This is a genomic window from Chryseobacterium sp. AC405b (assembly GCF_979258685.1).
Genome location: NZ_OZ409877.1, coordinates 2,653,000 through 2,677,283, shown reverse-complemented (window position 1 = coordinate 2,677,283; position 24,284 = coordinate 2,653,000). Strand labels below are relative to the sequence as shown.

Here is a 24,284-nt window from a genome sequence, read left to right as displayed (position 1 = left end):
AAAAGAAAATCAACCGTGATAAAGAATATAACTTATACATTTACTATTTCTCTTTTACTATTTACAGTTGGCTGTAAGGGACAAAAAGAAGAGAAAAAAGCAAGTAAAAATAGACTAGAAATTAGAAAAGATTCTAAAAAATTATCAAATGATATTTATATAGGTAAAGAATTTTTTTCAGGCGACGAATTAAATAATTATGACTTTATTAATACCAATAAGACTCCTAAAGATAGCATTTTTTATAGTATTTATCAAGATAAATATAGTAAAAGATATGTTTTTTCATTAGAAAAATTATTAAAAAATGACGATGTTGAGAAATATAAAATAATAGATACTCTTAATATTAAAAATAAAATATTAATAGATAAATTAAAAATAGAAAAACAAATATCTAAAAATACACTTAATTTAATATATCAAAAAGAAATACTAAAGTCATGGAAATTTAATAACAAAAAATTCAAAAAAACATTTTGGCAAGGTAATTATTCAGTCAATATTGACTATGGGAAATTAGATGAATTTTCAGAAATGTCCATTAATTATGATATTGAAATTATAAACTATAAGTGTACATTTTCGGGATTAGGATATAAAACATTTTTCTCAGATCAATGTATTGTCGAAGAAAATAATAATAATCTTATATTAAAATATGAAAAAACAATTGCTGGAGATGAACTTTCAAATCGTTCTACAATGGATACCCTTGGCATTTTAATATCAAAAAACAATAAATATTATATAAAAAGTCCAATCATAGCAGATAAAAATTGGAATTATAACGTAGAAATATTGCTTAAAAAAAATTAAAGTAAGAAGAATAATTTTATTTAGTGACCTCAGCAGACAAATCCCGAAACAGGAAAGGAAACAAAATATTCTCTTTCTCTTGCCGGTTTTGGTTGGTTATCCAATAACATCAGTGTTTTTAATCCTATTTCAGAAATTCCGCAATGGCAGATCTTCGTTCTGGAAAACGGAAAATGGCGCAAAACATCTGAAAATACCAAGCAGGGCGAAAGTGTATCTTATACCTTCAAACAAAGTAGTCTTTCCAGGCAAGGAATAAAAATTGTCGTTACAAAAGGAAACGACAGAGGAGAATTAATTATTAAAACAAAAAAGGCCGGACAGCCGAAAATTCTGAAAGTAGATCTTCTGGATGCGAATTATCATAAGGTCACAAAACCTTTGCATTATTTTGACACCCTGATTGCAAAAGCTCAGTGCACAGATATGGAAGGTGAAAAGCTTCATTTTACGCTCTGGGAAGATGATGCCTTAAAAGAGGGACACAACAAAATGAATGAGATCAATAAAATAAATCCGATCCCAATTTCTGCAACCGTAAAAAGAGGTAAAGCAGAAGCAAGGTTCAATATGGCTTTTTATACTCAGGCATCAATGATTGCCAATATGCAATTGGCCAAGGGTGATAAAAGCGAAGGCAAAAACCATGAATATTATGTAACGGCAGATTATTACGGGAAACTTGAAGCAAGTAATAATGTAAATATTAAAGCAGCTTCTTCTTTGACACCGGTAAGCATGGAAGATATTCTAAAAAGGATAGAAGCAGATCAATTACAAAAACAGAAAGATACCCAAAAGCCAAAAGTAAACAAACGACCTACTCCACCGTCACCAGCTCCAAAAAAGGGCACTTATAAAACTCCCGTAACTCCAAAGGCAAAAACTAAAGCTGCGGATCCAAAAGGGAAAATTATAAGTGTTGAATTTGTAGATTTTATGGGAAAACCTTATAAAAATATGAAGTTTGGAACAAATGTTAAAGTCAAAATTGTTTCCCGAAACATGAAAGGAAAAACCATAAAACTGAACATATGGGAAGATGATATTTCTGATCAATTGGTTTATGAGCATAATTATATTTTAAGTGGTGATGAAAGCTATGCTACGCTTAATCTTACCAATGATATGCGCACAGAAGGTGATGATTTTAAAGAAGGCAGTGAACAGGAATATTTTTTAGAGATAGAATATGCAGGACAAAGTGTAGATTCTGAGGTTGTTAATGTAAATGATTCTGCACCAAAGATTAAAGTGGATAGTGGGGTGAGTACTTCGGGAGTTGGGAAAACGAAAGTGCAAAAGCAACAAGGAACTTGTATTTGTCAAGAACAAGATTTAGTTTGGGGTGGAAAAATAGGATGTAATGAAAGAAAAAAAGTAGCAGAAGTTGCAAAAAATATTGGAGTTAATCCAAATTGGCTTATGACAGTAATAGCTATAGAAACAGCAGAAACGTTTAATCCTTCAATTGATAATGGAATTGGTTATGTTGGACTTATTCAATTTGGTTCTGGAGCTGCTAAAGATGCTGGAACTGATCAAAAAAAGCTAGTTAAAATGTCATTCGTTGATCAAATGGATTATGTTGAAAAACATTTAACAAAAAATAAGACTAAATACAAAACATTAGCAGATCTATATTTAGCAGTATTATATCCTACTGCTTGTGGTCATGGATCCGAAAGAAATTATATTGTATTGGAGAATACAGCTTATAAAAAAAATCCTTTCTTTTTTAAAGAAGATGATGAATGGACAACTAAAGTAATTAAAGGAAAAGTTAGAAAAGTGCGAAGTCCTAAAGATAATGGTAAAACTTATGTATGGGAAGTTGCCTTAGCCGCACAAGAGGTATATACAAAAGGTTTAATGAATAAAGTGAAAAAATTTACTTGCAATATAAATAAAAATGAAGAAAATAAAAAAGAGGGTAACTGTTTAGATACTTGGGATAAATTTACAAATGAAAAAATACAAAAATTACATCCTAAAATTCGTTGTTCTGCAAAAAATTTCATTAATGAAGTTGAAGAAAAAATGGGAATTCAATTAAGAATTATACAAGGTTATAGAACATATGATGAACAAAATAATCTTTATGCACAAGGAAGTGACCAAAAAAGGAAGTAAAGTAACTAATGCTAGAGGAGGACAAAGCAATCATAATTTTGGCTTAGCTATTGATGTGGCGGAGATTAAAAATGGAAAAATAGATTGGGCAGAACAAGAAAAGGTATTGCCAAAAATTGCTCCAATAGGTAAGAAGTGGGGATTTGAATGGGGAGGTGATTGGAAAAGTTTAAAAGATAAACCACATTTTGAAATGATGTTTGGTAAATCACTTTCAGAATTAAGAAAACTATATGAAGATAATAATAATGATTCAAACAAAATTCCTTTATAAACCTATGAAAAATACAATCAATATTATATGTTTGCTTATTTTATTTTTCATTTCGCTTTCATGCAAAAAAAATAACAATTTTAAAGAAGTAACATCTTACTCAAATATAAATAAAATAAGAACAGATTCTATAAGGCTAATAAGAGATACAATTCTTTTTGTAAATTCTTCTGAAGGTGAAGATGTTAAATTTTCAATAAATAATATTACAAAAGATTCTATAATAGAAAGTGAAGTATTGGGCGAAACAGGTAAATCAATATACAAATTCATTTTTAATAAAGAATTAAAAACTGGAGAATGCAATACATATAGGTATAGTGAACCTATTTATGTCAATTCAATTCCTAAAATAAAATCCCATACAAAAGAAAATCTTCTTACTTCATCTCAAACAAAAGAAAGATTACAGAAAATATTTAATAGTTATTCTAGAATTTTCTTTAAAGTAACCTTAAAGCAATCAAATAATAGATGGAATGGAACTTATTCATTTTCTATAAATGAAGATTCAGATGATTGGAGAAATATTCATAAATTTTCTTTAATGATCAAGAATGACTCTATTAGATATTTAGCCGAAGGCTATCAATTATATGAATTATATAATCTTTCATATTTAGAAAATAACAAGAATTTAATCTTAAAATTTCAAAAAGCTTTAGATAATACTGATAGTTGGGCTTTAAAGAAAACGAAAGATTTTGGAACAATCAGATATGATGGAAAAAAATACATTTGGACTTGTCCTTATATTGATGAAAGTTTTAAAAATGGAAAAAAACACCAATATATTTTAAAAAAAGAAAGATAGTAATATTTAAACATAAATTTTGCTAAAGTTGCTACAATAATAATTAACCAAAAACTATAGAACAAATAAAATTTGAAAATAAATAGATGATTATAAAGTTTGAACAAGATTATTTGCAGAGATAGAATACACGAAGAAAATGAAAATAAAGAACAAGGTGATGGAGTGAAATATTGCGGAAGGGGATTTGTACAACTTACTTGGAAAAAAAATTATAGAAAATGGGCGAAAAATTCGTAGTGGATTTAATCAGTTCTCCGGAAAAAGCTTTAGAACACGATCTCGCAATTAAAATAATGATATATGGGAGCGAAGAAGGCTCATTTACAGGAAAATCACTAAATGATTTTATAAATTCCAATCAAACCGATTTTTACAATGCAAGAAGAGTAATAAATGGAACTGATAAAGCAACTACCATTCAAGAATATGCAGAAAAAATTGAAAAATGTTTAAAAATAAAAAAATGCAAAGATTAAAAACCCTCATATTAATTATACTTTCACTTCAAGCTTGTAATGGAAGTGGACAGATTAAAGAAAAGTCAGATGAGGTTGAAATGGATTCAGAATATACTATTCAATTGATTAATGAAAATTTAATGATAAAATCCGCTGACTCAGTAATAATTTATAATAGTAATAAGCTTATTAGGAATTATGATTTGCTCAACACTTTTTTTTATAAGGGTGAAAGTAATGATTTTTTCCTTTTGTATCAAAATGATGCAAGTACTGTTAAAACACAAATTACTTATCATTTATTTATTAGTAAAAAGGATTTATATTTAATAAGCAAAGAACAAGTTACTCTAAATAAAAGTAATATTTCTATATCAAAAAATTATACAGTTCCAGTAAAAGTAACCAATATGGATTATGAAACATTGGACGAAAAAAATATTATTATGAATAATAAAAGTTCTATTCTTTCAGAAACCAAACTGAAAAACAATGTTTTTTTTCATAATAAGAACGCTTTTGATTTGATATTTAATTATAAACATAATAATTTTTTTATTGACTATCCTGTAAACTTATTCAAAATTGGAACCATCAATTTTCAAGATATAGAGAACAGTAATGACATAGCGTATTATTTAGGAGAAGCTAAAATTTATGATGAAGCAATTTTTATTTTAGAAAACATTATAAAAAAAGAACCAATGCGAGTTGTAGCTTATCTAAATTTAGCAGATGCTTATTGGGGAGTTGAAAATAAGAGCCAAGCCAAAAAAACTTATCAAAAATATATTGATTTGATGAAAATTCAACACAAAGATTTAAATAAAATCCCTAAACATGTTTATGAAAGAATAAGTTTATGAAAATATCAAGTTTGCTATTATTAGTTATAATATTTTTTTCATGTAAAAAAGTAGATAAAACAGATATCAAAAATAAAAGTGATAGACAAAATTTAGAAATTACTGATGCTATAAATGATTGTCAAATTGATTCTGTGAAAATGAAAACTTCGGAATATAATGGTATAACCTTTTATTCTGAAGATACAATGAGAGGGAAAGGTGTAATTCAAATATCTGTAAATGATAAAATAGAAATACTTAATTTGGATAAGACAATATATGGAAGTATTTCTCCAAGTAACAATGATTTAATTCCTTATGATATTAATTTACCCCCAAATGTTATCTCAAGAGAAATTATTCCTGATTCAGAATTTCGAATTTTTGATTTTGATTCAGAACAACCAAATAAAGATGATGATTTCATAATAATTTATCTTAATAAAGAACAGAAATTAATAAAGAAAAAAAAGTTAAATTATACTTTTTTTAATTGGGATAAATATATAAAATCAGCTTTTATAAAGTTAGACTCAAAGATTGTTAATATTAATGAAGAAGAAAAAAAATATTGGTATAAAGCCATACAAATAAATATTGATTCTATGTTGATAAAATCAGTTCCTAAAACTGATTGTGATTATGTCGAAGACTACAAAGATGTTTCAAAATGGATAAAATGGAAGAAGGGTAATTGTAAACTTATTAAACTAAATTTTTGTTACTAATTTTAATATTATAGATAAAAAAATATGAAAAATTATTTGTACACTTTTTTATTTCTTCTACTAAATATTTTAACTTTTGCACAAGAACAAATCTCTTCTAAATGGTTTGGAAATTATTCATTAACCTTTTCAAGGAAAAGAAATTATGCTCCTAAAATGTACTGGGAACATAATTTTATAAATCAAAAAATTCGTGTAATTATGAAGGTACGGGTTTTCAATTTTACACTAAATATAAATGCAATCTAAAAGAAAGTAGAGACACTCTTTTCATTTATTCAAAAACTTATATAGATGGTTATGAAAGTTATAATGAAAATGAATTAATCATGAAAATGTATAAGATAAAAAACTTCTACTATACTAAAACTATTACTTTAAAGCCTGAAGAAGCACAGAATAAATTAATAAAATTGGGATTTAAGGTACATAAAAAATGATATTTTAAAACGTTAATCATTTCTTTTAACAACTCAAAATGCCCAAACTTCTGATCCAAAAGGGAAAATAATATACGCCAAAAAGGTGATGATTTTAAAGAAGGCAGTGAACAGGAATATTTTTTAGAGATAGAATATGCGGGACAAACTCTAGATTAACTAGGAACTCCAAAGCAGTATCTGCGGCACCAAAGGTGCCGCAGATACTTAATAAAAATGTTAATATGATGTTATAAAATTACGTTCTTTATAGAGTGCACAGGTGCTTTTATATTTTAGCTCATCCAAATGACAGGTTATGTTCTTCGACCTTTCAGAAATTTAGCAAGAACCTCAATTGTTCCGTATTAAAAAAAAAATTGAAGGGATTACGCTCGTTTTGAAAAAACTATCATGTTATTTTTCCCAATTAATTTTTTTTGTCTCAACATTTTGAGAATCGGCTCCCACCATAATGTCAAACTCTCCGGATTCCCAGTCATAATTTAATGAGTCGTCATAGAATTTTAAATTCTCCGGAGTTAAAGTGAATTTGATGGTTTTAGTTTCTCCCTTTTTTATAAATACTTTTTGAAAAGCTTTCAATTCTTTCACAGGTCTCACCACTTTTCCAACCCAATCTCTGATGTACAATTGCACCACTTCTTCCCCATCGTAATTTCCAGTATTAGAAACATTTACACTGATGTTTAATGTCTGATTACCTTTAAGATTGGTCGAACTCAGATTCATATCCGAGTATTTAAACTGAGTGTAACTTAAACCATAACCAAATGGAAATTTGGGATCATTATCCAGATCGATGTAAGCTGAAACATAGTTTCTGTCTGTCTTATTTTTCGCCGGTCTTCCGGTGTTATAATGATTGTAATAAATTGGAATCTGTCCTTCTGCTCTTGGGAATGTCATTGGCAATTTTCCACCCGGATTAACTGCTCCAAAAAGAACATCGGCAATAGAATTCCCTGCTTCAGTTCCCAACCACCAAGTGTAAACAATCGTAGAAATATTGTCTGCTGCCCAGTCGAAAACCAAAGGTCTTCCTGCATTGATCATCAGAACGATCGGCTTTCCTGTTTTTGCAATTTCTTTCAACAGATCTTCCTGAACGCCTGAAAAATGAAGGTTACTTCTGCTTTTCGCTTCTCCACTCATGGCATGACCCTCGCCTAAAGTCATGATCACAATATCAGCTTTTTTTGCCGTTTCGATGGCTTCAGCAAACATAGATTTGTCCTGATCATCAACATTCGCACCTTTTGCATATAATAAAGTTGAATTGTTATCCAATTGATTTTTAATTCCATCAAACTGAGTGACGATTCTTTGATCATCATCTTTAAAGGCAACTGACCAAAAGCCATGATTCGTAACAGTCTCTTTTCCGAAAGGCCCAATCAGTGCAACCGTTTTGGTGGTTTTTGAAAGCGGAAGAATATTTCTTTCATTCTTCAGTAAAACAATACTTTTTGAACCAAATTCTCTTCCGAATTTCCTGTTTTCCCGATTGTTAAGTTGCTCTTTCTGTCTTTTTTCACTGCTGAATCGATAAGGATCATCGAATAATCCCATCTCGAATTTTTTAACTAAAATTCTTCTTGCGGCATCATCGATTAATTTAGGATCAACCTTTCCTTCTTTCACCAATTTAGGAAGTTCAGCCATATACGCACGGCTTTCCATATCCATATCACTTCCGGCAATGATTGCTTTTTCGGCAGCTTCTCTGTTGTCTTTCGCATAACCATGAGGAACCATTTCACCGATACTTCCCCAATCTGAAACCACAAAACCCTGATAGTTCCATTGACTTTTTAAAAGATCTCTTAAAATATATTTGTTAGCCGTTGCGGGAATTCCATTGATATCGTTAAATGAATTCATAAAAGTAGCTACACCAGCTTCTGCAGCCGCTTTGAAAGGCGGCAAATAGGTTTCATGGAGCTGTCTCAAACTCATGTCGACAGAGTTGTAATCTCTCCCGCCTACTGCTGCTCCGTACGCTGCAAAATGTTTAGCACAAGCCATTATTGCATCAAGATTGCCTAAACCTTTTCCCTGAAAACCTTTAATTCTTGCTAAACCGATTTGTGTTCCCAGATACGTATCTTCACCAGAACCCTCCATCACTCTACCCCATCTCGGATCTCTCGCAATATCTACCATGGGTGCAAAAGTCCAGTGAATTCCGTACGCTGATGCTTCGGTTGCAGCAATTCTTTCGGATTTTTCGATTAATCCTAAATCCCAACTTGCAGCCTGACCCAAATTGACAGGAAATGTTGTTCTGTAACCATGAATCACGTCCTGTCCGAACAATAAAGGAATTTTCAACCTTGATTGTAAAGCTAATTCCTGAAATTTTTTGGTTTCTTCTGCTCCTGCTACATTAAGCATTGATCCCACTTTTCCTTGTTTTATTTCATTCAAAACATTTGCAGAATTGGAATTTTGCGGACCCGTTGCATATTCAAAACCGCTGTACTGAACGAGCTGTCCAACCTTTTCTTCTAAAGTCATTTTAGATAATAACTCAGAAACTTTTTGGTCAATGGTCTTTTGTCCGAAAGAATTGAACCCAAATATTGTAAATGCAAGTATGAAATAAAGTTTTTTCATTTTTTAATTGATTTTTAAGCTGCTCAGTAAATTTAAAGACAAAGTGTACAAAGTTTTAAAAAAAATTACTGCTTTTAGGTTACAAGTTGCTGTCTCACTTATAAAGTCTACAATTATTTTATGTCAAATTAAGTACACTAATTTAAAAAATATAAGTTGCGACCGAACTTGCCGGAATATTTATCGGCGCTACTTTGCTGTTGTATTTAATATTGAAATTTTCATCAGTTTTGCTGTAATTCTGAACAATTAAAACCGTTTTTCCTTCTGGAGTTTTAAATGCAACTGTTGAAAGTTTGTCGGTCTGTGTAGAAGAGATTCTTTGAGAATTTGCAGGAACAAATTTTGAAGCATGGGCAATAATATAATATGCAACATTTCTTGTGAAATTCTCGCCGTCTGAAACTGTTATTGCACCTTTGCATTCTGTACAACCTCCGTCTGTGTGAGGTTCGAATTTGGGATCATTGGCTAAGTTCCATTCCAGTGCAATTTTGCTCCAGTTTCTCATAGATCCGATGATTACGTTTTTGGTATGCCAGTTTAAATCTTCATTAAAAGTACCTTTTGCACCCGTCCATTGTTCTGTAAAATATAAATTTTTATCTGGAAAAGCATTGTGAACAGTACTCAAAGCTGAAATATCACCTTCATATAAATGAAAAGCGGAACCGTCGATATATTGATTGGCTTCAGCATCATTCAAAATATTGATGGCATATTCAGGCTTATTACTATTGTGATCGTAAACGACAATTTTAGTTTTAATCTGATTAGATTTAAAAACAGGTCCTAAACTTTGTTTAATGAAGTCTCTCTGCTGATCAGAAGTCATGAGCAAACTCGGATTATTTCCCGGGTGCAATGGTTCATTTTGAGGAGTGATGGCATCAATAGTGATTCCTTCTTTCTGCATTCCCTGAATATACTTTACGAAATATTTTGCGTAAACATCGTAATATTCCGGTTTTAAACTTCCACCAATTGATTGATTATTATCTTTCATCCAAACTGGTGGCGACCAAGGTGCTGCAATGATTTTTATTTTCGGATTGATTACTAAAATTTCTTTTAACATCGCAATCAAATCTTTATCTCTTGCCAAACTAAATTTTGAAAGTGAGAGATCGGTTTGTCCTTCCGGTAAATCATCGTAAGAAAAGACTTCGCTGTTCAAATCTGATGCTCCGATGCTTAATCTTAAATAACTAATGGAGACAGAATTTTCATCTTTCCCGAAAAGTTCGTGCAACAAAGCTTTTCTTTTTGAGGGAGAAAGACGATTGATCACTTCAACACTTCCTCCGGTTAATGTAAAACCAAAACCATCAATATATTGAAACTTTTGAGTGTCATCAATTTCAATATTTTGAACGTTATTGGAATTATTTACAAAACTAATAGAATTTTGTTGTTGTAATTTTACGCTTTCATCACCTTTCGTTAGCCAAATGTGAACTTTATTTTCAGTATTTGAAAAAGTTTTGTATGATGATAAAGATAAAAGTACCACACCGCTGAATAGCAGTGCAGTACTCTTTAAAAAGAAACTATATGATTTTTTAAACTTCATGTTAGTTATAACCAGGGTTTTGTTTTAAAGCAGTTCCTGTAAGTTCAGTTAAAGGGATTGGTAAAATTTCATTTTTACCGGCTGTAAAGCCTCTGGATCCTAGAACTGCTGGTGCATCTCCCCATCGTACCAAATCAAACCAACGGTGTCCTTCACCAATAAGTTCTCTTCTTCTCTCGTCTTTAATCGCCTGAATAGATACAGGTACAGACGCTAAACCTACTCTGGCTCTCACTGCATCAAGTAATGCCTGAGCTCTTGCTCCACTTCCGTTTAATGCCTCTGCTTCCATTAAATAGGTGTCTGCAAGTCTTATTAAAATATAATTTTTTCGATAATTTAATTCACCTGCACCAGGAAGTGTGGTTACTTCATTTTTTGTAGGCATATATTTTTTTAAGAAATATCCAGAATCCATATATGCCGGAGAATAATCAATATATTCTTGTTGCTTTAAAGATTTGGCATTAAAAATACTTGCATCCAATCGAGGATCACCCTGCATAAAATTAAATAGATTTTCTGTGATGGGATTGAACGCCCAACCTGCAATATAATCAGGAGCTGCAACGTTTTTTCTATTGTATGATCTTATTGCTGTCATAATACTAATAGAATTGCCTTCATCAGCACCTTGTCCCCAAAAACTCCAGTCAGAATTACCCAAATTCGTATGATTGACCTCGATGATTGATTCTGTGGTGAATTTATTTTCAGTATTCCAAAGTGTTGCAAAATTTGCTACCAGTTTGTATCCATATTGACTAGTACTGCCGGGAGTTCCGTTTACATCTGCAAACTGAGCTGCTGCTTCACTTTTCTTATTCTGATACAAATATATTTTACCAAGCAATGCTTTTGCCGCACCCTGCGTCATACGTCCTTTCTGGTCAGCAGATGCTAAAACAGGAAGATTAGGGATTGCACTTAGTAAATCAGCTTCCATTTGCGCATAAACTGCAGTTGGAGCTACCTGTGGAACATTATAATAATCATCTGTAGCCTTGAATGGTTCCAGAATAAGCGGAATGTTTTTGAACATCTTTAAAAGTTCAAAATAATACAATGCTCTTAATGTTTTTGATTCTGCAACAAATCTATTTTTTATAGCATCACTCATATCAGCAAGCGGAACTTTCTGGATTAAAACATTTGTTCTTGAAATTCCCTGATAATAATCTCTCCAATAAGTTGCAGGCATCACTGTAGAGTTTATCGTATAGTTTGACAGACCTTGTATTCCTGCGCCATCTGTAGAGCTTCCACCTCCGGCGTAAAAATCATCTGAACCTGCATTGAAAAAAGTAACCATATTTTCAAAGCCTCCTGCATATTTTCTCATCCCGTCATAAGCTCCTACGAGAGCGAAAAAACATTCTTTTTCATTTCTGAAAAAATTTTCTGTTTCGAAAGCACCTTCATATTCTACATCTTCGATATTGCTATTGGTACACGCAGTATTGGTAAATGCCACTCCTAATAGAAGTGAGGCAGCAAAAGTTATTTTATAAAAATTATTTTTCATTTTATTATTATTTAGAAAGTGATATTTGCTCCAAAAAGAAAAGATCTTGCCTGTGGATAAAAAGCTCTGTCGATACCAAAACTGTCTCCGGCTGCGATCTCAGGATCATAACCTGTATATTTTGTAAAAGTAAAAACGTTTTCTGCCGTCAAATAAAAACGAACCTTACTTGCTCCAAAATTTTCTGTGACATTCTGCGGTAAAGTATATCCTATCTGAACCAATTTTAGTCTTATGTAATCGCCTTTTTGCAGATAATAGTTTGACATTCTGGAATAATTTTTATTAGCATCATCCCTGGTCAAACGCGGATTATCGTTGGTTGATCCCTCACCTGTCCATCTATCAAGAATTGTGGTTTGATAATTGGCATCAAGCATATCTAATCTCCTCAGACCCTGAAAAATTTTATTTCCTGCCACACCCTGAGCAAAAGCCATAAAATCCCAGTTTTTGTAATTTATATTTGCAGTTAAGCCAAACGTATATTTAGGAATTGAACTACCTAAATTTACCTTATCTAAATCGCTAATTTGACCATCTCCATTGGAATCTGCCCAAATAAAGTCTCCCGGTTTAGCATTAGGTAAAATTTTCTGTCCATTACCAGTCACGTAAGAATCAATTTGAGCTTGATTTTGAAATACTCCTAATGTCTGGAAACCGTAAAAAGAATTGTAAGCATCGCCTACCTGAATTCTTTGAATAGGTCCCATTGATTGGAAACCTGGACCGTCAAGATATTCTTTTCCTCTCTCTAAGCTTGTAACAGTATTTTTTAAGTAAGCAAAGTTACCGTTAAAAGAAACTCCAAAATCTTCCCAGTTTTTCTTATATCCCAATTCTACTTCAACCCCTTCGTTTTCCATATCTCCAATATTGGCAGTCGGAGCATTTGTAACTCCTACGTAGCCAGGTATAAAAATCTCTCTGAGGATATCTGAAGTCTTTTTCTTATAATAATCTACAGTTAGATTAAAATTATTAAATAACTTCATATCTGCGGCGATGTTCAACTGAGATGTAGTTTCCCATTTTAGATTTGGATTTTCTAACGTATTGGGTATGTATCCAGGATAAATAACTTCTTGACCTGAAGCATTAATAAATGTATAGTTGGCTCCAGAAACGTAGAAACTAGCAAACTTAAAATCACCAATTCCGTCATTTCCTAATACACCATATCCACCTCTAAGCTTTAAAGTATTTACAACAGAATTCTGTGGCCAAAAAGTCTCATTATTAACATTCCATCCTACTGAAAAAGCAGGGAAAGTCCCCCAATGATTATTTGCTCCAAATTTTGAAGAACCGTCTCTTCTAACTGTCCCAGTGAACAAATATTTGTTATCATAATCATATATAACTCTTCCAAAATATGACGTTTTATGGGTATTTATATAATCCCATGCATTGGTATTTCGTTTATTTGGCGCAACAAAAAAGTTAAACGATGCATCCTGCCAATTATTAACCGGAAGATCAGTATGAGTAACAGTTTGCCCGAATCCAATATTATATTCGTAATATCCGTTTCCTAGTAATGCGTTGATACTGTGCTTGCCGAATTTATTTTGATAATTAATTGTATTTTCAGAACTCCACTCAAACTTTTGCTGCGTAGTTCTGCTCAGGCTGTTTACACTTAAATTGGTGTAATTCGGATTCAGATAAAATAATGGTGTGAAATTTTTGCTTCCCCAATAAGCTTTTTTACCATTTAATGAAGGTTTAAAAGTGAAATTTTTCAAAAACTTTACTTCTGCGTATACATTTGCCACAAAATCATCAGACCAACTTTTATTTCCTTGTTGTGTATATTTAAATGCCATTGGGTTTGACATTTCCTGATTTACATAGTGTGATATACCATAAGGATTTCCATTTGGATCTCTGATTATGTATGGATTCGAATAATCATTCGGAAATGGTTGTGATGCAATATTATCCACAAGTACAGGCGTTGTTGGATCTAAATTTACGGCTGAGCTAAGCGGTCCGCCAAATTCACCATTAGCATTGATCCCCTGGTTTTTTATATTGGTATAGGCAAAAGTTTGACCTAACGTTAACCAATCTGTTACTTTGTGTGTAGAATTGAGACGACCTGTAAGTCTTTTATAAAAAGATATATCACTGAGTACAATACCTGTTTGATCAAAATAACCAAATGAAGCATAAAAAGTAGACTTGTCACTTCCTCCATTTATACTTACCTCATGATTTGATCTTGTTGCATTATTAAAAATTACATCCTGCCAATCGGTTCCTGTGCCTAAACTTGCAGGATCACTGTAGCGTGGTGCTTTGCCGTCATTAATGAAACCTTCATTAATAATTGATGCATATTGACTTGCATTCAGCAAGTCAAGTTTTTTTGCAGCACTTCCAAAACCATAAAAACCATTATAAGATAAATTGAGTTTACCTTTTCTGCCTTTTTTAGTGGTAACAAGAATAACTCCTCTTGCTGCTGAAACTCCATAGATAGCCGATGATGCTCCGTCTTTCAGCACTTCAATACTTTCTATATCTGATTGGTTAAGCCAGCCAATTCCGTCTACAACTATACCATCTACAACCCATAGCGGATCATTGCTTGATGAGTAGCTGGTTATCCCTCTTACACGAATCGTTGCAGCTGAGCCTGGCTGACCAGAATTTGTAATTACATTTACCCCCGCAGCACGACCTTGCAAAACCTGCTCTGGTCTTCCGGCTGGGATGTCTTCAATGTCTGAAGCTTTAATACTTGATATTGCTCCCGTTACATTACTCTTCTTCTGAGTACCGTAACCGATCATTACTACCTCCTCGATCTTTTGTTCTTTTTGAACAGTATCCGTAGGTGTAGTTTGTGCAGTGAAATTTGCAGTGAAATAAAGTACCGCAATTGCCCCTAAACTTCTTGATATTTTTACATTCATATACAGTTAGTTTTTTAATTCTCAAATTGAGACAATAAAAATATATTTTTTTTTGAATAATTAACATTTATTTAATAATTATTTTAATATTTCCACTATTTTTGGGGTCTCAAAGACATAAAGAGATGGTCATATTTAGTTAAAATTCACAAAAAACTTATGAAAAATTTCCCCAAATGAGTGCTAAGCATCCGAATATTTCTCTTCCGCTGAAGCTTACCTTCCTTGTTTTCTCTATGGTTTTAAACTGTATGGGAATTGTAATTTTGCAACTTTCTGAACAGAAAATAACCTATGATAAGCTGGGATTTTTAGAGTCGTTTAAAGATCTGCCAATTGCTATATTTTCACTTTTTGCAGTCAACTTCATCAGCAGATTCGGGACAAAAAAATCATTGATATTTGCTTTAATAATGGTAGGAACTTGTTCATTATTTTTACCTTTTGTTGAAATGTTTTGGTTTTTTAAATTATGGTTTGCAATTATCGGAACCTGTTTTGCGATTGGAAAAATATGTGTCTATGGAATTATCCGAAATAATATGACCGAAGAAAAATCATTAGCCAAAACCATGAACAGCGTAGAAGCATCGTTCATGATTGGTATTTTTGCAGTGAACACAGGTTTTGGATGGCTTATTTCCAGTCAGTACGGTGCATACTGGAAGTTTGGATTCATGTCTATTTCTTTAATTTCTTTTTACACAGCATACCTGTTTATTAAATCTAAAATTGTTGAACCCGAAAGCAAAAGCAACAGAATCTTCCCCGATTTATCAGGTTTTGGAAAAACGCCTTTTATTTTATTTTTTGCCGTGAGTTTTTTCATCATTTTCATAGAACAAAGTTTTAATTCCTGGCTTCCGGCATTTTACAAAGACCATTTGAAGGTCAATTCATTTTTCGCACTTCAGGCTTCCTCATTTTTAGCATTGTTTTCTTTTACAGGAAGAACAATCACTTCCAAGATTATTCAGAGATTTCCATTATCCGGATATTTTATGACCTGTGTGTTTCTGATCATATTTTTACTGATCATTATTTCGACAATTCAGTTTTACTTTGTAGAAAATGCGAAAGTTCTATTATTTCTTTTTCCGGTCATCGGTTTGTTCTTATCCCCTCTATATCCGGTAATTAATTCAAAAATGATTGCGAAAATTGATAAAGATAAAATCAATACTTTTACTTCTCTCATAGTAATTGTATCTTCCGTAAGCAGTTCAATCAACTCCATAACTATTTCATTATTATTTAGAAATCAAATACTTACCTATTATTCATTATATATTTTAGGAGCAGTGATTATGGTATCTGTATTGGCATATTGTTATTTTAAACTTAGTATTCATAAAATTTAAAAAATAATTTTATTTTTACTGCATGAAAACTGACCATAACAGAAACATAGAAACCTTAAAACAACTTGTAGAGAGTAAAGACTTTATCCCAAACCTCTCGGTAGATTGTACTATTTTTGGTTTTCATGATAATATTCTTAAAGTTTTGTTACTTAAATATCATGATCTCGATTTATGGTCGCTTCCTGGTGGTTTCGTTTTTATTGATGAAGATCTCAGAGAAGCTGCAGATCGTGTTTTATACGAAAGAACCCATTTAAAGGGTCTTTTCCTGGAGCAGTTTCATACATTTGGAAGATTAAATCGTACAGAAAATAACGTTCACAAAACTTTAATTAAAAATAAAGGATTGGATGTTCCAAAAGATCACTGGATTCTTCAGAGATTCATCACTGTAGGATATTGCAGTCTGATTGATTTTTCCTTAGCAAACACATTTCCGGATGCTTTTAACGAAACCTGTGCATGGTTTGAAGTGGGCAAACTTCCAAATATGGCATTTGATCATGACAGAGTAATTACAGAAGGTCTTGAATATTTGCGTAAAAACATTGATACTCAGATCGCTGCGAGCAATCTTTTGCCGGAGAAGTTTACCATGAAAGATTTACAATCGCTTTATGAAACGATCTTGGGCGAAAAATTCAGACGCAATAATTTTCAGCGTAAAATACTGAGCATGAATTCACTGGAAAGAATGGAAAAACTGTTCGATGGTTCTGCCAACAAAGCGCCTTACCTCTACAAATTTATTAAAAAGTAGTGTTTGATATTTTTCTTAAAAATTTTTCCCAGACAATCTGAAAAGTATTATTTTTAGGAAAATTAAATTACATGTCATATTATCCTCTTACAAGCATTCCCGACTACTTCGGAATCGATGCTTTACTTACCGAAGAACACAAGCTTATCCGTCAGTCTGTGAGAGATTGGGTAGAAAGTTTTGTCATACCCAATATTGATGAGGCTGCTCAAAATCATACCGATTTACCAAACTTGATGAAAGAATTGGGTAAAATCGGAGCTTTAGGGCCTTATATTCCTGAAGAATATGGCGGTTCAGGACTTGATCAGATTTCTTACGGTTTGATTATGCAGGAATTGGAAAGAGGAGATTCTGCCGTACGTTCTGCAGCTTCTGTACAGAGTTCATTGGTCATGTTCCCTATTAACGAATTTGGTTCTGAAGAACAAAAAAGAAAATATTTACCCAAATTAGCTTCCGGTGAAATGATTGGTTCTTTCGGGTTGACCGAACCTAATCATGGTTCAGATCCTAGTTCTATGGAGTCTCAGTTTAAAGATATGGGAGATCATTATCTTCTGAATGGTGCCAAAATGTGGATCACCAATTCGCCTCTTTGCGATATTGCTGTGATTTGGGCTAAAAATGAAGATGGAAAAGTTCAGGGTCTGATTGTTGAAAGAGATATGGAAGGATTTACTACCCCGGAAACCCATAATAAATGGAGCTTACGAGCTTCTAAAACAGGTGAATTGGTTTTTAATAATGTAAAAGTTCCTAAAGAAAACCTACTTCCTGGAGTTACAGGATTAAAAGGACCGTTATCTTGTTTAAATTCTGCTCGATATGGAATTTCATGGGGCGTAATTGGTGCTGCGATTGATTGCTATTGTACTGCAGTTCAGTATTCTAAAGAAAGAAAACAATTTGGTAAACCTATCGGTGCATTTCAGCTACAGCAGAAAAAACTGGCTGAATTTTTAACTGAAATTACAAAAGCTCAATTGCTTTGCCTTCAATTAGGAACATTGAAAAATGACCACAAGGCAACACCTGCTCAAATTTCTATGGCAAAAAGAAACAATGTAAAAATGGCGATTGACATTGCAAGAGAGTCTCGTCAGATTCTTGGCGGAATGGGAATCATGGGTGAATTCCCGATGATGAGACATGCTGCAAACTTAGAATCAGTGATTACCTACGAAGGTACACATGATGTTCATCTGCTGATAACAGGTTTAGATATTACAGGCTTTAATGCTTTTTAAATAAATGAAAGTCCGGTTTATAACCGGACTTTTTTAATAATTATACATTTTTATTTTTTCGGTAAAACTGATTTCCGGATTTAGAATTTGCATGATCAGACTTTTTACCGATTGCATCGCATCATCGAGATTTCCCTGAGCAAATTCTAAAGAGGCAACACCTTTTTTGGCATCCGCAAAACTCCAGATTCCCGTTTCAATCGGGAAGCCCCAAAATTCCGGCAAACTTTGAACGACATACTGATAAATACAAAGCTGTAAAGCCTGTTTTCGATCATCTTTATGAAAATAATTTTCCATATTCTCAGCATCGATTTTAACCGTTAAATTTTTGATTTTTGCCGTTTTATAATCAATAATTCTTACAGTTCCGTTCAGCCGGTCAATTCGGTCAATAAATCCGAAGAAAGAAACTTTGTCTTTTTTAGTTTCATCCAAATAGAAATCTACATTTTCAAATCTTCTTTCAATATCAATGATTTCTAAAGAACTGCCTTGTTTTATTAATTCCAGATCCTTATTCAAAATATTTTCAACTACTTTTTTGGCAATAGCTTTATGAATGAAATTCATTCCTTTATTATAAAATTCTGGTTGGTGTTTCAGCTTTTCAATAGCGATATTTATATATTCATCTATTTGTTGAATTGATTTTTCTAAATCCTTTGTTTTTAATACTTTACCTTTTATAACTTCATATATCTCTTGAAGGGTGTAATGTACAAGATTTCCGTAATTTCTTATGGAGAGTTCTTCTTCTATTTCGTCTGTTTCTGAGGTATTTAAAATTTTAGATAAATAAAAATCGATCGGATTATAGAGGTAACTCGTGAGGTGAGAAGCAGAAACTCTTTCTTTCCATTTTTCCAGCTGTTCCATAACGATTGCTGTTTTTGCAATTTCGATGGGCTGACTAGAAATTGGTTCAGAGGTATTTTCCACAATCAAATGTTCGATATCGTGATTGCTTTCCATTTCAATTTGTGTGATGAAACGACTTTTTTCACCCGTATTTACACCAGAACTTAAAGCATTGAAAAGCAAATGAACATTCTTCGCATCCTGAATCAAACGATAAAAATGGTATGCATAAATACTGTCATTTTCTAGAAAAGTGTGCAGATCAAAATGTTTTCTTATATCAAAAGGAATGTAAGTGTTTTGTGAGTTCCCCAAAGGCAATTTACCTTCGTTTACAGAAAGCAAAATCACGTTTTCGAAGTTGAGCAAACGTGTTTCCAGAAGTCCCATAACCTGGAGTCCTTTCAACGGCTCACCCTGAAAATCGATACTTTCTGTATTGATGTGCTGATTGATCAGAATCTCTAAAGTATCCATTTTTATTTCAAAACCATAAGGGGTAATTTGGTTTTTTATAATCTTAAATGCATTTTCGAAGTGAGATACGTTTTCATACTGTATATCATCAAGTTGCATCCATTTGATTTGATGACAGTATTCAATTAAAATATCTAAAAAGTGATAACCGGAATTTGCTTTTTGAAGAAGATTAAAATAGGACAGATCATTCAATAATTCATACAGAAGATTTGACGAAATGTAGACGATATTTCTTTCTTCAATATTAGATTTAAATTCATTGATGACCTTTTCATCACCGTCCGTTTTAGGAAGTTCTTCGAGAATCGGAAAGATATCCCGGTAATAATAAGAAGATTTATTTTTTTCTAATTGTTTCTGAAGATAAAAAAGCTGTTTAACCGCATTTGAAAAGGAAAGATTTTTCAAAGGAAAACCCATCGTAATATTCAGATTTTCAACGTCATGCATCACATCCAAACTTGCAGGCAAAAGATTTTCATCCAGAAGAACAACCGCAGTATTTGTAAATGTTTTATTATCAATATCTTTGAAAAGATCAGGAAGAACTTTCGTTTGCGTAACATTTCCTGAAACTTCGTAGATTTTAATATTTTTCGGTTGATTAAAATCATTTTCAATCCAGTGAAAAGATCTGCTGTCATTGAATTCTTTCCACATTTTATGATTTCGGAGAAACTTTCCTGCTTCCTGCCTTTCATCATCAAAATAGTAATGATCTGCCTGGAAAAAACATTGTGCTTTATCCCATTGCAAGAGGTTTCTGACTAATTTTTCTTCAACCGGCGTGAAAGCATTAAATCCACAAAAAACAAACTGCTTATCCGTATTTTTTGTAAAATCCACGATTTTTGCCTTCGCAGATTCATGAATCATTCCCGGAGTTGCCCAGTTTTTGTCTTTTAATTTTTGTTTTAAAACGGGGAGAAAAATATTCATATTTCTCCAGAAATTCAGAAACTTTTTTCTGGGAACTTCTTCTTCATCACCCAAATCCTGAGCCCAGTCTTTAATTCTTTCTTCATCAAACATATATTGCAACACTGCTATATCACTTTCTGAAAATTTCAGAATATCATCCCAGTCTTTCTGAAGTGTAGGAAACCACTTTAAAAATTCGGCAAAATCATCGTTGGGAATCAGGTTTAGACTTTTGTAAACATCAAATGCAAAAAGCCATAAAGCGATCCCCTGAATGATCTGTTGATCTACAATATCAACGATCAGTTCTTCAATCGTAACAAAATTTGGAAGAAATCCGGAGTAATTATTCTCTTCTAAAATCTGCCTGATAAAAACAATAGGTCTTTTACCGGGCAAAACAATATTAAACTGAGATAAATCTGCACTTTGCGACAGTAATTCATCAATGATTTTATTGAGAAATTTCAACGCTTTTGATAGTTTTTTAATTGTTCAAGATCATTCGAAATCAAAGCATCATATTCGGCTTGTTTTTCTTTATTCATGCCATGTTCCGTAACTCCGTCGTACAATGCCTGAAAATTTCTGTAATCTTTAACGATCCGATTGTATATTGTCTGAAAATACTTATCGTAATCTTTTGTGGTCTTTATTTTTTCAGCAACTTCTTTTCTGATTTTTCTGGCATAAATCTCTGCAATATCAAAATGTTTCTGCTCGTGGTTCAGAATATAGTCATTAATTCTTTTGTCGTCCTTCCAGGATTTATCTTCATTGAAAATGGTTTCAACGGTTACTTTCGCTGCACCTTTCGGATCTGAAGATTTTATCACAGAATAAGCCCAACCGCAATGCGTATAAGCAACAATATCTTTTCCGTGCTGGCTATTGATTTTACTTTTAAAATTACTCCAGACCAACTTACCATCTTCCTTCCACTCTATTCGCTGACTCCATAAGCTATTGGAAATCAATAGAAAAACTATTAACGCATATTTCATTATTCTACAACAATTGTTTTGGTAATCCAGGTATTATCACCATTCCAAAATTTAAAAGTATATGTTCCTGTTTGCTGCGGACTAAAATTAATCTGATTGGCAGAAACATAGTTGGCTTCTGTACAGGATCCGTTCGTATGATATTGATATGCAGTTACCTCTCTGGAGAAATTACCGGAGTGAATATAATCATATCCGTAAAATCCCTGACATTTTGAAGCATACTTAGAATAAGTTCTGATGCTTTGAACACTCATAACAGACATCGTATCATTAACAATTTTCACACTGTCAATTTTAATTTTATCTGCAAATTCAATAGTTTCGTAATCATCATCATCTTTACATGAAGTGAAAATTGCTGGAAGAGTGATGATCAGAAAACTCAATTTTAAGATAGATTTCATGCCTTTGAATTTAGAAATTAAAATAAAATTTGTAAACAATATTAATTATCAATGCTAATTTACGAATTAAAATTACCTTTTGATAAATAAACTACTTTTTTAGTATCAAAAAATTCTTCATCAAAATAATTTTTTAAATTAAAAAGTTCGCATTTTAATCCGGCTAACTCTTCAGCTAAATCTCCGCCTTTTAAATACAGTACACCATTGTGTTTTGTATTCAATTGTTCTTTCTCAAATTTTCCTTTCAGCCATCTCAGAAATTCCGGCATTTGCGTCACAGCACGACTCACTACAAAATGGAATTTCTCCTTCACTTTTTCTGCTCTTCCGTGTATGGCGGTTACGTTTGTTAAACCAACACCTTCTGCAACAGCATTCACCACTGTAATTTTTTTACCGATAGAATCTATCAGCGTAAATTGTGCTTCAGGAAACAAAATCGCCAAAGGAATCCCCGGGAAACCTCCGCCAGTTCCAATATCCAAAACTTTAGTTCCGGGAGCAAATCCCATGATTTTAGCAACCCCTAAAGAGTGTAAAATATGTTTCTCATAAAGTGATTCCATATCTTTTCTGGAAATTACGTTGATTTTCTCATTCCACTCACCATAAAGGCTTTCTAATTTTGAAAACTGCTCGATTTGTTTTTCGGAAAGTTCCGGGAAATATTTCTGGATTAACGCTACTGACATACGATTGAATATAAATAGCAAAAATAAGTTTTATTTCATAGTAAGAATAATGTTTTTGAGAGATTATAGTAATCACCTGATTTTCAAAATTGTTTGTTCAAAAAAAACACAATAAGTTCAAACTTCATCCACATAAAGTTTTTTATCTATATTTGTTAAAACGACAAAAAGAATACATGAATAAACTTTCAGACCGAGTAAACAGGTTAGGATACTCACAGACTTTCGTCATGTCAAATAAGGCTAGAGAAATGAAAGCCAGCGGAATTGACGTTATTTCTTTAACATTGGGAGAACCAGATTTTGATGTTCCGGACAATATAAAACAGGCAGCTTTTGATGCCATCAACGAAAATTACAGCCACTACTCTCCCGTTCCGGGATTTTTAGAACTTCGACAGGCAATTTCAGATAAATTAAAAAGAGACAATCAATTAGATTACAAACCAACACAAATCTGTGTTTCAAACGGCGCAAAACAGGCAATCATAAATGTTTTGGCAGCAATCATCAACGACGGTGATGAAGTGATACTTCCTACTCCATATTGGGTTAGCTATGATGAAATGGTGAAAATGATGGGCGGAAATTCTGTTATGCTTCCTACTTCGTATGTAACTGATTTTAAAATCACTGCCGAACAATTAGAAGAAGCAATTAATGATAAAACCAAAGCTGTCCTTTTCAGTTCGCCGTGTAATCCTTCCGGAGGATATTATACCTATGATGAATTGAAGTCTTTGGCAAAAGTGATTGCAAAATACCCTCATGTAACTGTAATTTCAGATGAAATTTACGAATACATCAACTATGAAACCCGATCGACTTCAATTGCTCAGTTTCCGGAAGTGTACGAACAAACCGCAGTAATCAACGGAATGTCTAAAGCCTTTGCGATGACAGGCTGGAGAATAGGATATTCTGCGTGCCCCGAATGGCTGGCAAAAGCGTGTGAAAAAATTCAGGGGCAAATGACAAGCGGTGCAAATACGGTTGCGCAAAGAGCTTCGATTGTCGCTTTAAAAACAGATCCTTCTGAATACAGATACATGATTGATGCTTTTGAGCAAAGAAGAAATGTCATGTTTGATTTAATAAAAGAAATCCCCGGATTTAAGGTTCTTTTACCAAAAGCTGCATTCTATTTCTTCCCGGACATTTCCTATTACATAGGAAAAACTTTAAATGGAACCGAAATTAAAGATGCTGATGATTTTGCCATGTTTATTTTAGAAAATGCCCATGTAGGATGTGTTGGCGGAGTTTCTTTCGGAAGTCCTGAATGTATCAGGTTTTCTTACGCAGCTTCAGAAGACGATTTGCGTGAAGCGATGAGAAGAATTAAACAATTACTAATGAACGTATAAAAAATAAAAAGTTC

General features: G+C 32.6%; 19 protein-coding genes and 1 pseudogene. 12 read left to right on the top strand and 8 right to left on the bottom strand.

All coding sequences use genetic code 11. The features are described 5' to 3' along the window. Positions 1-15: 15 nt before the first annotated feature. The 8 genes and pseudogenes from ACZZZA_RS12790 to ACZZZA_RS12755 all read left to right on the top strand — a co-directional run. Positions 16-819, top strand: a complete 804-nt coding sequence (locus ACZZZA_RS12790) for a DUF5991 domain-containing protein (protein WP_463432319.1) — start codon at positions 16-18, stop codon at positions 817-819. A gap of 426 nt (positions 820-1,245) precedes the next feature. After that, positions 1,246-2,952 carry a M15 family metallopeptidase domain-containing protein gene (locus tag ACZZZA_RS12785; protein ID WP_463432317.1) on the top strand — a complete coding sequence of 569 codons (1,707 nt, stop codon included), beginning with the start codon at positions 1,246-1,248 and terminating at the stop codon, positions 2,950-2,952. Next, positions 2,921-3,226: a M15 family metallopeptidase gene (locus tag ACZZZA_RS12780; RefSeq protein ID WP_463432315.1), complete on the top strand. Its 306-nt coding sequence runs from the start codon at positions 2,921-2,923 to the stop codon at positions 3,224-3,226. Before ACZZZA_RS12785 ends, ACZZZA_RS12780 begins: the two co-directional genes overlap by 32 nt. Before the next feature lie 4 nt (positions 3,227-3,230). After that, positions 3,231-4,040, top strand: a complete 810-nt coding sequence (locus tag ACZZZA_RS12775; RefSeq protein WP_463432313.1) for a hypothetical protein — start codon at positions 3,231-3,233, stop codon at positions 4,038-4,040. A gap of 221 nt (positions 4,041-4,261) precedes the next feature. Then, positions 4,262-4,519 carry a hypothetical protein gene (locus tag ACZZZA_RS12770; RefSeq protein WP_463432311.1) on the top strand — a complete coding sequence of 86 codons (258 nt, stop codon included), beginning with the start codon at positions 4,262-4,264 and terminating at the stop codon, positions 4,517-4,519. Continuing rightward, positions 4,507-5,367, top strand: coding sequence for a tetratricopeptide repeat protein (locus ACZZZA_RS12765; protein ID WP_463432309.1), 861 nt, complete (start codon positions 4,507-4,509; stop codon positions 5,365-5,367). The genes ACZZZA_RS12770 and ACZZZA_RS12765 overlap by 13 nt, the downstream gene beginning before the upstream one ends. Further along, entirely contained in the window at positions 5,364-6,077 is a 714-nt protein-coding gene (locus tag ACZZZA_RS12760; RefSeq protein WP_463432307.1) for a hypothetical protein, read from the top strand. Before ACZZZA_RS12765 ends, ACZZZA_RS12760 begins: the two co-directional genes overlap by 4 nt. Positions 6,078-6,268: 191 nt before the next feature. Continuing rightward, positions 6,269-6,517: pseudogene (locus tag ACZZZA_RS12755) on the top strand (DUF5991 domain-containing protein); the annotation flags it as partial. Positions 6,518-6,913: 396 nt separating this feature from the next. Here the strand turns inward: ACZZZA_RS12755 and bglX are convergent. From bglX to ACZZZA_RS12735, 4 genes are all read right to left on the bottom strand, one after another. Then, entirely contained in the window at positions 6,914-9,136 is a 2,223-nt protein-coding gene (gene bglX / locus ACZZZA_RS12750) for a beta-glucosidase BglX (protein ID WP_463432305.1), read from the bottom strand. A 142-nt stretch (positions 9,137-9,278) separates the two neighbouring features. Continuing rightward, positions 9,279-10,709 carry a glycoside hydrolase family 30 protein gene (locus tag ACZZZA_RS12745; protein ID WP_463432303.1) on the bottom strand — a complete coding sequence of 477 codons (1,431 nt, stop codon included), beginning with the start codon at positions 10,707-10,709 and terminating at the stop codon, positions 9,279-9,281. A 1-nt stretch (position 10,710) separates the two neighbouring features. Beyond that, complete coding sequence (locus tag ACZZZA_RS12740) at positions 10,711-12,234, bottom strand: RagB/SusD family nutrient uptake outer membrane protein (RefSeq protein ID WP_463432301.1); 1,524 nt, start codon at positions 12,232-12,234, stop codon at positions 10,711-10,713. 11 nt (positions 12,235-12,245) lie between these two features. Continuing rightward, on the bottom strand, positions 12,246-15,161 hold the full coding sequence (locus tag ACZZZA_RS12735; RefSeq protein ID WP_463432299.1) for a SusC/RagA family TonB-linked outer membrane protein: 2,916 nt from the start codon (positions 15,159-15,161) through the stop codon (positions 12,246-12,248). Positions 15,162-15,337: 176 nt separating this feature from the next. Between ACZZZA_RS12735 and ACZZZA_RS12730 the strand changes: the two genes are divergently transcribed. From ACZZZA_RS12730 to ACZZZA_RS12720, 3 genes are all read left to right on the top strand, one after another. Beyond that, positions 15,338-16,522 (top strand): MFS transporter, encoded by a 1,185-nt coding sequence (locus ACZZZA_RS12730; protein WP_463432297.1) that lies wholly within the window; start codon positions 15,338-15,340, stop codon positions 16,520-16,522. 22 nt (positions 16,523-16,544) lie between these two features. Beyond that, positions 16,545-17,285, top strand: a complete 741-nt coding sequence (locus ACZZZA_RS12725) for an NUDIX hydrolase (protein ID WP_463432295.1) — start codon at positions 16,545-16,547, stop codon at positions 17,283-17,285. A 71-nt stretch (positions 17,286-17,356) separates the two neighbouring features. After that, the gene (locus ACZZZA_RS12720; RefSeq protein WP_463432293.1) at positions 17,357-18,535 is read left to right on the top strand and encodes an acyl-CoA dehydrogenase family protein; all 1,179 of its coding nucleotides are present in this window, start codon (positions 17,357-17,359) and stop codon (positions 18,533-18,535) included. A 33-nt stretch (positions 18,536-18,568) separates the two neighbouring features. Here the strand turns inward: ACZZZA_RS12720 and ACZZZA_RS12715 are convergent, their stop codons facing one another. The 4 genes from ACZZZA_RS12715 to rsmG are packed head-to-tail and all read right to left on the bottom strand — an operon-like array spanning position 18,569 to position 22,903. Beyond that, the gene (locus ACZZZA_RS12715) at positions 18,569-21,268 is read right to left on the bottom strand and encodes a PD-(D/E)XK nuclease family protein (protein WP_463432291.1); all 2,700 of its coding nucleotides are present in this window, start codon (positions 21,266-21,268) and stop codon (positions 18,569-18,571) included. Beyond that, a complete protein-coding gene (locus ACZZZA_RS12710) occupies positions 21,265-21,801 on the bottom strand; it encodes a DUF922 domain-containing protein (RefSeq protein ID WP_463432289.1) in 537 nt (178 codons plus the stop codon). The genes ACZZZA_RS12715 and ACZZZA_RS12710 overlap by 4 nt, the downstream gene beginning before the upstream one ends. Beyond that, entirely contained in the window at positions 21,801-22,208 is a 408-nt protein-coding gene (locus tag ACZZZA_RS12705; protein ID WP_463432287.1) for a hypothetical protein, read from the bottom strand. Before ACZZZA_RS12705 ends, ACZZZA_RS12710 begins: the two co-directional genes overlap by 1 nt. 59 nt (positions 22,209-22,267) lie before the next feature. Beyond that, on the bottom strand, positions 22,268-22,903 hold the full coding sequence (gene rsmG / locus ACZZZA_RS12700; protein ID WP_463432285.1) for a 16S rRNA (guanine(527)-N(7))-methyltransferase RsmG: 636 nt from the start codon (positions 22,901-22,903) through the stop codon (positions 22,268-22,270). A 176-nt stretch (positions 22,904-23,079) separates the two neighbouring features. On the opposite strand from rsmG, the gene ACZZZA_RS12695 reads away from it, so the two are divergent. Further along, on the top strand, positions 23,080-24,270 hold the full coding sequence (locus tag ACZZZA_RS12695; RefSeq protein ID WP_463432283.1) for a pyridoxal phosphate-dependent aminotransferase: 1,191 nt from the start codon (positions 23,080-23,082) through the stop codon (positions 24,268-24,270). Positions 24,271-24,284 lie beyond the last annotated feature (14 nt).